The sequence below is a fragment of the Acidobacteriota bacterium genome (genome assembly GCA_016703965.1).
Lineage (GTDB): Bacteria > Acidobacteriota > Blastocatellia > Pyrinomonadales > Pyrinomonadaceae > OLB17.
Genome location: JADJBB010000002.1, coordinates 550,868 through 559,580, shown reverse-complemented (window position 1 = coordinate 559,580; position 8,713 = coordinate 550,868). Strand labels below are relative to the sequence as shown.

The following is an 8,713-nucleotide window of genomic DNA, read 5'->3' as shown; positions in this document are numbered from 1 at the left end:
GGAAATAACCCAATTAAGAGTGCAAATCGCAGACAAGAACGCAGTGACAAATTTTGACCTTTAGTACGGGTAAAAAGAATCTATTTAAAACATTTTTCGCTAAAGCCAGCTTACTTGGAGAACGTATTCCTAATTTTAGTATTTGTGTTCGTAAGGGTCAATAAGCAGTATCGCGTGGTACAGATCGCCGTAGGCAATTATAGTAAGAAAAGGCGGCCCGAAGGCCGCCTTTCAGTTAAAGCCATGGAAAGTAATTATTCTTGTCCAACAAAGTCAACGTCAGCAAGGCTGCCAGTTACGTTAACGACACGTGAAGCAAAACGATATCGTTTTGCCGACACGCCGACAACATAGCTCTGACCAGCTTCGACATCTTCGAACGCGTAGATACCGAATGAACCGGTAGTTAACAGTGCGACGATTGTCTTCCGAATCCGTGAGTATAACGGTGCATTACGCAGTGGCTGGTCCGCCTGCCGTTGTTTTCACACGGCCGCCGACACGAACACCAGCAGCTGTCGGGCCGATGACGATATTGCCCGCTTTTCGGTGGGTCGTAGCAAGCAAAGCCCCGGAGCATTCGACACGCCCGGGCGGTCGGGGTGTCGGAGAAGGTCACCCGATACGTTCCGGACCGCAGCGTTTGCTGCAACCGTGAACGTGACCGTCAGATCTGGCGGGTGCCTGCTGCATACGTATTCAGCATCGCCAATACGCCGAGGCGTCCTGCCGCCGTCTGGCTGGTGTTGACCCAAGGTTCGTGCCCGTTGGTACGCCGGCACCTGCGGCTGAGCTCACATATGTGAACACTGCCGGGTTCCAGTTTACCGTAAAGCTGGCCGAAGCCTCGTCGCCCTGCGAATCGAGCTGGAACGAGACGGCTACCGTCTGTCCTGTTGTAGTCGTGGTGTTGACTGCACGGATGATGCGTCCTACTACCTCGGGAGATTCACCCCTTTCAGCTTCGGTCGTACACCGCCGACAACCGTCGGACCGCATGTTGGGAAACCAGAGCCGTGCTGTTGAGCAAGATTGATCTGATGACTCGTAATGTCACCGGAATCGATCTGGCCGTTTCCGCACGGAAGGTTAACGTCAGCACGCTGGAACCGATTCGGTGTGGTTACCCAACCCGTACCGTTCAGGACGTACTGTCTGATAGCACTTACGTCGTTCGCGAGAACGAGGTTGTCGCCAGCAGCACCGCTGCTACCGTCAACGATGTTCGCCTTCTGAATCCGGCAGCAACCGGATCGGGCCGTCATCATTGATCGTGGCAACTCTGTCTCCTGCAGGGCTGACCGAGATCGTACTCTGCCGTAGCACTGATGAGACGTAAGAAGAACGTTTCATCAAGCTCAGGAGTCGTATCACCGACAACCGTAACGGCTTACGTTTGCTGACATAGTACCAGCCGAAGTTAACACAGTTGGCTGCACCCAGCCGTAAGGCCGATGTAGTCAGTTCTTCAGTAGCAGTTCCTGCGACAAACTGGTAGCAGACGTTCGAAGCAACCGATGAATCACCGATTCTGTCAATGGTGAAGGTAATGCCGTTACTGACGTTTCCTTCAGCACCTTCCAGGACCAGGAAGCGAACTGCGAAGGCAAGGCCGTCGTCGTTCACGATCGTGACCAGAGCAGGTGAACCGGTCGGATTGATTACGCCTGCTTTCACCAGCACCGTTGATAACAACATTGAATGTTTCTTATTCGGCTCGAACGTTGCATCCTGACAAACCTGAACAGGAAGGTCGATACTTAGTTCGGTCCGGAAGCCGGAGGTCCAACTGCAGAGGCAAAAGCCGTTTGCAGCGAACGCTACCGTCGCATTCGAAATGTTGATGAAGTCAACTCCAGCTGTACAAGATGAGCGCCCGTAGCGGTGCCACCTGAGGTGCTGGTGCTGTAGGTGATGACAGTCGGTACCTGCGTCGTACCCGTTCTGGTAAGTCTTACGTAGAACGGAGCCGAGGTTCCAGCTGCACCATTGCCTTCAGCCCGAATGACTGGTCCAAGAGCAAAGCTCGGGCCGCGTCGCCAGTACATCCGGCACCACTGTTTACGATGACACCGAGTCCGATAGGATCAGCACCACCAACAGGGTCAACTACAACATCCGATGACGCTCCAACGATCTGAAGTGCAAGGTTTCATCCGTTTCAAACCGTATCGCCGTTAACAGTTACCGGTACGGTTAGGGGTCGAACAGTTAATGAAGCTGAACCGTTGGCCGCCTGGGGTCAAGATACCGACATAGTCGCTATCCGTCGTCGTTGCCGTTCCGTCAACAGTGTTCACGCTGACCGTCGAGGTGAGGTATGAAGCACCCTGTTCTCGTGATCGAATACTGCAGCTGCTGTCCCGCTTTCCGGTTGGGCAGACGCTGATGTCGCTGACCGAAATGATCGGAGCCGTGCACCGTCGTCGTTGATGGTTGCGGTTGCTGATGCCGCGCTGATGACACCATTCGAAGGGATCTGAAAGGGTCGCCGTGAACGACTCCGTTAAGTTCGGCATAGATCTCCACAGTAAGGAACCGTGAAGGTCGTCGTCGATGAACCGGCTGCGATCGTGATCGAACCTGATGAGGTTACGAAGTCACCAGCGCATTGTTGAGTGCACATGATGCACCAGCGGTTGCTGCGGACGTTCCTGAACCAGTCGAGGTTGCCCACCCGCCGTTACCGGGTTCGAGGTGCTGCCTGTTCTGGTTACCGTGAAGGTTACGCTACCACCAGTCGATGGGGTGTTGCCTTCAGTGACCGGGCTGGCTACCGACAGAGCGATCGAAGGAGCACCGTCGTCGTTCTGGATAACGCCGAGGCCAAGACGGTCTGTGATACGCGGATTGCCATTCTGATCAACTGGATTTGTTTCCACTGGACCAGGATTTGCAGTTCCGGCATTCGCCTGAACGCTGACAATTTCCAACGTGAACGATTCGTCAAACTCTGCAACGAGATCGCCATAGACGATGACCGGTACAGTGATGACGCTAGCTCCACCCTGTGTAAAGGTCACACAGTTTGTCGGGCCAGCTGCTCGGGTCGTGTAATCAGGCTCACCGACGTTTGACGGAATAGTTCCGCCCGGACCGCCGATAGCTGGGTTAGGGATTGACCGCAGGATTCTCGATGTCACTGTTAACCGTACGGAAGCAGACCGTTTCGCTTCGCCTGGGCATCACCGGTTCTGGTGATACGGAAGTTGAACGCTGAGGTTGATGCTACCGTCGGATCTTGTGCACTCGGGTTGCCTTCGATCTGAACTACGTTATTGATAGCGAACTGAGTGTTCGGTTCGTTATCAATGATGGTTACGGTACCGGTTCCAACATTGATGGTCGCATTGGTAGGCATCGCACCAAGGGTAACGGTAAAGAATTCATTCGGCTCATCGATGTTGTCATCAATGATAGGAATGACGATAGATGCAGTCGTGCTGCCGGCAGGGATCGAACCCGTGCTTGAACTAGACGTGTAATCAGCGCCAGCTGTTGCGGTATCGCCCATGGCACCAGTGCTGAACGAGAACGACGTGTTGAGGGTCGATACGATGCTCTGGGTAACCGTAAGGGTTGCCGTACCAGCATTTTCGTTAACCTGGATGCTATTGATGCTCAAAGTTGGAGCTGCATCGTCGTCGATGATCGTCGCCGTTGCAACTGCCGGAGCACCAAGGAATCCACCGGTCGGGTTCGTCAACTGAGCGTCGAACGTTTCAGGTAACTCGAATGCCAAATCGCGACATACTCGGATGGTGAAGTCCTGGAAAGTAGACGTCTCACCAATAGCAGCGGCGTTGAACACGAGTGTTCTACCGTCTGCGGTGTAGTCCTGGCCAGGCTGGCAAACCGTGTTCGGTGCACCGCCAACTGCTGTACCTGAACCAGGAACGGTCGATACATCGACGTTACCGGCAGGCGAGTTTTGGCCGTTACGGAACACACGGAAGGTAACAAGGGTTTCGACGTTAGGAATTGGATTACCCTCGGTCACGCCCTGTCCAGCACCAAACGGTACATTGTTTACAGCATCCCAGAACTGGATCGTGTAGGTCGTATCGTCGTTGCCGATATTACCAGTAACCGACGTTGCAGTAACTGGAGTGTAACCAGTACCTGCGTTAACCGTCGTGATGACCGTTTCGTTCGGTTCGACGATCGCGTCGCCTTCCGGCGTCACGATGAACGACACTGTCTGCGTGTTGCTTGCTGAGCCCGCTGGGAAGCGAACCGTACCAGCACCACCAGCACCAGCAACCGGAACCCCTGTCTGAGCACCCGTTAGCACATAGTCACGAGCCGAGCTCGCACCTGAGCAAGGAGCCAGAGCACAAGCTGTACCAGCGACACCGAAGTTAACATCCAGCTGCTGAGCTGCATTAGCACCGTTCGACGTTCTGGTGAACGTGTAACGGAGGCCTCTGCCGCCATTTTCGCTGACTGTGTCACCCGCTGCGTCAGGATTCGTGATCGAGACAGCAACGCTGACGTTGTTGTCGTTGTTTCCGATCGTACCAGTTAATGAAGTGCCGGTCAGATCGTAGCCTTGTGGGCCAGGAGCTGTGACACCGATCGTGTTGACTGCATCACTTCCGTTAGCATTGAAGCCAACGATAACGGTTTCGTCGCCTTCGACGACGCCATCATCAACCGAAGCAATGGTGATAGTTGCAACCGGGTTACCGGCCGTGAATGTCAGGGTACCAGTTGCACCCGTGCCGTTCTGTGAAACACCGGACACCGCACCACCGATGGTGTAGTCGTTAGGATCCGCAGCGTTGCCGCCGAGGAATCTTGCCGAACCAGTAACGGTGAACGGGATCGCGAGGTTAGCAGCACCTGCTGCACCAGCTGACGTTCGGGTACATGTATAGGTCAATGTACCGCCTTCAGTTACGACCGTTTCGGTACCAACTGCACCACCCGTTGGGCCTGTGCAAGCGATATCGTTGTCATCGTTGAGGATGACACCGGTCGACGTAGCACCAGCACCTGCTGGGTCAGCGTATCCCAAGCCGGGCTTGAGTGTAACCGTAAGGTTGTCATTAGGCTCGACGTCATTATCTGCCACTGCGTTCAGGACAACAGTCGCTGTTGCCGAACCGTCAGCAAATGATGCAACATTCAGCGGAGCGTTGCCGTCGTTGCTGAGCGTTGCACCAGTGAAGTCAGACTGAAGAGCACCAGTGTCGCTCGTAACTACGAAGTTGACGCTAAGTGCACCAACAGTGCTTGTACGCGTGAAGGTTGCGGTAAGAGTACCAGCAGCCGATGCGTATGGAGCAACGTTGCCTTCTTTAGCGGTGTTCGTACCCTGGCTTCCCGTGATAACAACCGAAACGCCGGTGTCATCATTGGTGATCGTACCTGCAGCAGCTCCAGGAGCACCGACCGTGTAGCCTGCCCCTGCAACGAGCGTAGCAGTTGCGGTTTCATCAGCTTCGACGAGCGTGTCGAGCTTCGGATCGATAACCAGCGTTGTCGATGCATTACCGCCTGGGATAATGATCGTCTTGCCGTTACCGAGCGTCGGTACACCGCCTTCGAAGTCTGTTGCAGCATCCAAACCAGCACTGCCGGTCAGGGTTGGGAGTAACAGTCAACGGACGAGCCGTGCCGCGTGTTCTTTCGAACGTGTAAACCAAGTTCGCAGCACCGTCCTCTAGGACTGCATTCGGAGCAACCGTTATGCTTACGACCGCGTCGTCATTGAGGATGAGGCCTGATGCCTGTGCCGGATTACCCGGTGTAGAACTGTCCAATGCCAGTGGGTTATCAACCCGGATCTGACTTCTTCATCGGCTTTCGACATCAGCGTCGTCAGTCGGGTTTACGATAAACGTAGCCTGATTTGCCTGAACACCGCCAATATTGTCAGGATTACCTGCTCCTGCAGGGATTCCGATACTGCCAGGCGAAACACCCGCAGTTGCCGTGAACGCATTCGTACAAGGAGCGATCGTCGCAGCCCCGAACGAAGTCGTGTAATCGGTCAAAGCCGAAGCACTAACTCCCGTTGCGTTGAAGTTCGCACAGGTCGGATTGTTCGTTTCACCTATACGCGTGAAGGTATAGATAATGTTTGTAGCGTTCGGAGCCGAAGGGCTGCCTTCGGTAACGGACGCCGGTGCTACACCAACGATAACCTGGAGGTCGTCGTTGTTGATCTGACCGTCTGCCGTAGCGGTACCCGAAACAGCACCGTCAGGCCCAACTACAGGACCAATGCCATAATTGTTAGCTGGTGCACCCGTGTTAGGCGTGATCGTCAACGTAAAGGTCTCGTTGTTTTCCGGCAGATTGTCGTTGACCGGAGTCACGAGAATCTGACCATTAACGTCACCGCCAGCCGGGAACGCGATCGTTCCGGTACAGTTGACCGGGTTGTAAGTCACAACCTCATTACTACCTGAGGAAACGGTGAAATCAGAACCAGTACAATTCGCCTGCGTAGCCGTTGGGGCTAGTGACGAGATGCTGAAATTCACAGTCAAAACATCAGTAACTGCAGGATCGTTATCCGGAACTGCTCCGCCAACTGAGTTAAAGTTACGAACAACGTTGAACTGAATTCCACCAGGACCAGCTTCTGACAACGGCGAATTCGCAGGAGCGACCGTGATCGTTTCATCGTCGTCGTCGATCGTTGCAGTATCGTTACTGTCAGCACCGATCGTATAAGTGTTGCTGTTATTCAGCACTCCTGGAAGGTCAGCTCCCGGAGCATCGAAAGCAAGGATCGTCATTGTGACCGGTTCGTCAGCCTCAACACGCGAATCGTCAACAAAAGTAACGACTGGGAGATTGATCGGATCGTCTTCCGCTCCAATGTACTGGAATACGCCGCGTCCGGTCGTTGCGTTGATACAGTTGAAAGCAGTAACCTGATTTCCACCGCCAACGGTAACGGTATAGTCCGTTCCGCAACCAGAACCCGTTGTCTCAAAACGGATGTTAAGAGTTTGCAACTGGCTATTAGGATCCTGTATTCTCTCCGGATCGAAGGCGACAGAGCCGGCCGCGCCCGGATTACCTTCAGTGCTTTCACCGGGATCGCTGTTTAAGGTGATCGCCGAAAAGTCATCATTCAGGATGACGCCCGTCTTGGTATTCGCACCAACGGTAGGACTGATGGTATAGTTGCCCGCCGCGAGGGTGATGACATAGTTCTCATCCGGTTCAACTCGCAGATCCGTGAGTGTATCGAATACCAGCGTGCATGAAGCCAACCCAGTAGGAATATCGATAAATCCCGTGTTTGGCGAATTAATAAATACCGTTTCGTTATCGCAAGTACTTGCCGCGATATCAACGGTAAGGTCATCGATCGTTGGTGCCGCGTTATTGTCAGCTGCATCAGGACCGCCGCCGTGCGTAAAGTTGACACGCAGCGGGAAGTTGTTCGGAACACCCGCTCGCGAAAACGTGTAGCTGAGCTGTGTGGCTGCATCCTCAAGGGAAGGAGCCGAAACCGCCGATATCGACGTGATAGCATCTTCGTCAGTGACCGTGATCGTGCTGCTTTGCCCTGCGAAGGTGTCTCCGGCCGGAGCTGAGGTGATCGTAATGATCAAAGTTTCCGTAGGCTCAGGAACAGCATCGTTGCAGACCGTCAGATTAAGAACGAGCTGTGTCTGACCCGCACCCCAGGCTACCGCGCTCTGAGAAACGCCGTCATCGCCCGGGTTACAGCCCACGCCATTGACCAGAGTGCCGGTGCCCGTGGTAAAATCGAGGGTCATCAACCCAGCATTAGCACCGGCTGCTCGAGTGAACGTAATTGGCACAACACCGGCGGTTGCTTCAGCGACGGTAAGGGTCGCCGGCGTGATCGTGATCGCGCCGTTCGGAGCGTTAGGCCTGTCGCCTTCAGCAATAACGCCAATTTCCCTCTCGGTTAACGCACGGCCAAAGATCTTGACCTCGTCCACGAGACCGACGAATGGAGCCCGCTCAGCAACCTCAACACCATCAACAGTCAGGCCACGTGTCGAACCAATCTTCAGAGTCGATTCATCGCCGGTGAAGAGACCTTTCTGCTCGTCCCTTGCAACTTCCTGTCCGTCTATATAGAGACGTCGAGTGGTTCCGTCGTGCGTTGCCGCAATATGAACCCATTTATCAGTGTCGATTGACCGATTCGAAGCGGTGAGCACTTCACGGACGCCGTCAGCGTTCATGGAAACGAACGTCGGATTTCCGTTACGGACTTCAAGTGAATATGCATCACCTTTCGAGATCAGACCAAAGATAACCGCTCTATTCGAGAGATTAACCCAGCCGTCAACGGTGAGGCTGTCAACGTTAAGATCCGGTGAATTCTGGATCTCTACCGTTGACCCACCGTCAAAACTGAAGGCTCCGGTTCCTGTCTTACCATCAGCAAATCTGGAAGCACCGACCCACTCACCAGTATGAATGCCTTTAGCATCATATGCGTTGTGGTCGCCGCCGTAGCAGGCCAACAGCCCTTCCGGAGCAGTGTCACAGCCGGTACTAGCGGCCGCAGGTTTCGCTGCCTCGGCAAGGCCGAAGAAGCTTAAAATATTGTTAAAGCTGGAGGCGATAAAACCAGACTGCTGCGAAGCCGCAGTGTCCGTCGTCGCCGCCGTGGCATTAGCCGTCAGTGCATTAGCACTAAAAACGGCCGTAAGAATTACTAACGTAAGAAACACGAAGACCCTTGCCTTCGTTGCTTTCATCGTTG

At 54.1% G+C, this 8,713-nt stretch carries 7 protein-coding genes; all 7 read right to left on the bottom strand.

Going from position 1 to position 8,713, the window contains the following annotated elements; all coding sequences use genetic code 11:
- Window positions 1–699: 699 nt before the first annotated feature.
- The gene (locus tag IPG22_02600; GenBank protein MBK6587198.1) at window positions 700–999 is read right to left on the bottom strand and encodes a hypothetical protein; all 300 of its coding nucleotides are present in this window, start codon (window positions 997–999) and stop codon (window positions 700–702) included.
- Between the two features lie 216 nt (window positions 1,000–1,215).
- The gene (locus IPG22_02595; protein MBK6587197.1) at window positions 1,216–1,698 is read right to left on the bottom strand and encodes a hypothetical protein; all 483 of its coding nucleotides are present in this window, start codon (window positions 1,696–1,698) and stop codon (window positions 1,216–1,218) included.
- 122 nt (window positions 1,699–1,820) lie between these two features.
- Window positions 1,821–2,048 (bottom strand): hypothetical protein, encoded by a 228-nt coding sequence (locus IPG22_02590; protein MBK6587196.1) that lies wholly within the window; start codon window positions 2,046–2,048, stop codon window positions 1,821–1,823.
- 129 nt (window positions 2,049–2,177) lie between these two features.
- Window positions 2,178–2,519 (bottom strand): hypothetical protein, encoded by a 342-nt coding sequence (locus IPG22_02585; protein ID MBK6587195.1) that lies wholly within the window; start codon window positions 2,517–2,519, stop codon window positions 2,178–2,180.
- A gap of 81 nt (window positions 2,520–2,600) precedes the next feature.
- Window positions 2,601–3,143: a hypothetical protein gene (locus IPG22_02580; protein MBK6587194.1), complete on the bottom strand. Its 543-nt coding sequence runs from the start codon at window positions 3,141–3,143 to the stop codon at window positions 2,601–2,603.
- 2 nt (window positions 3,144–3,145) lie between these two features.
- The gene (locus IPG22_02575; GenBank protein ID MBK6587193.1) at window positions 3,146–5,572 is read right to left on the bottom strand and encodes a hypothetical protein; all 2,427 of its coding nucleotides are present in this window, start codon (window positions 5,570–5,572) and stop codon (window positions 3,146–3,148) included.
- A gap of 229 nt (window positions 5,573–5,801) precedes the next feature.
- Window positions 5,802–8,708 (bottom strand): LamG domain-containing protein, encoded by a 2,907-nt coding sequence (locus IPG22_02570; protein MBK6587192.1) that lies wholly within the window; start codon window positions 8,706–8,708, stop codon window positions 5,802–5,804.
- Window positions 8,709–8,713: the final 5 nt, after the last annotated feature.

Excerpts from the sequence above, each read along its gene's own strand:
- IPG22_02600 (MBK6587198.1), bottom strand. The coding sequence starts at position 999 with ATGCGGTCCGACGGTTGTCGGCGGTGTACGACCGAAGCTGAAAGGGGT.
- IPG22_02595 (MBK6587197.1), bottom strand. The coding sequence starts at position 1,698 with ATGTTGTTATCAACGGTGCTGGTGAAAGCAGGCGTAATCAATCCGACC.
- IPG22_02590 (MBK6587196.1), bottom strand. The coding sequence starts at position 2,048 with ATGTACTGGCGACGCGGCCCGAGCTTTGCTCTTGGACCAGTCATTCGG.
- IPG22_02585 (MBK6587195.1), bottom strand. The coding sequence starts at position 2,519 with ATGCCGAACTTAACGGAGTCGTTCACGGCGACCCTTTCAGATCCCTTC.
- IPG22_02570 (MBK6587192.1), bottom strand. The coding sequence starts at position 8,708 with ATGAAAGCAACGAAGGCAAGGGTCTTCGTGTTTCTTACGTTAGTAATT.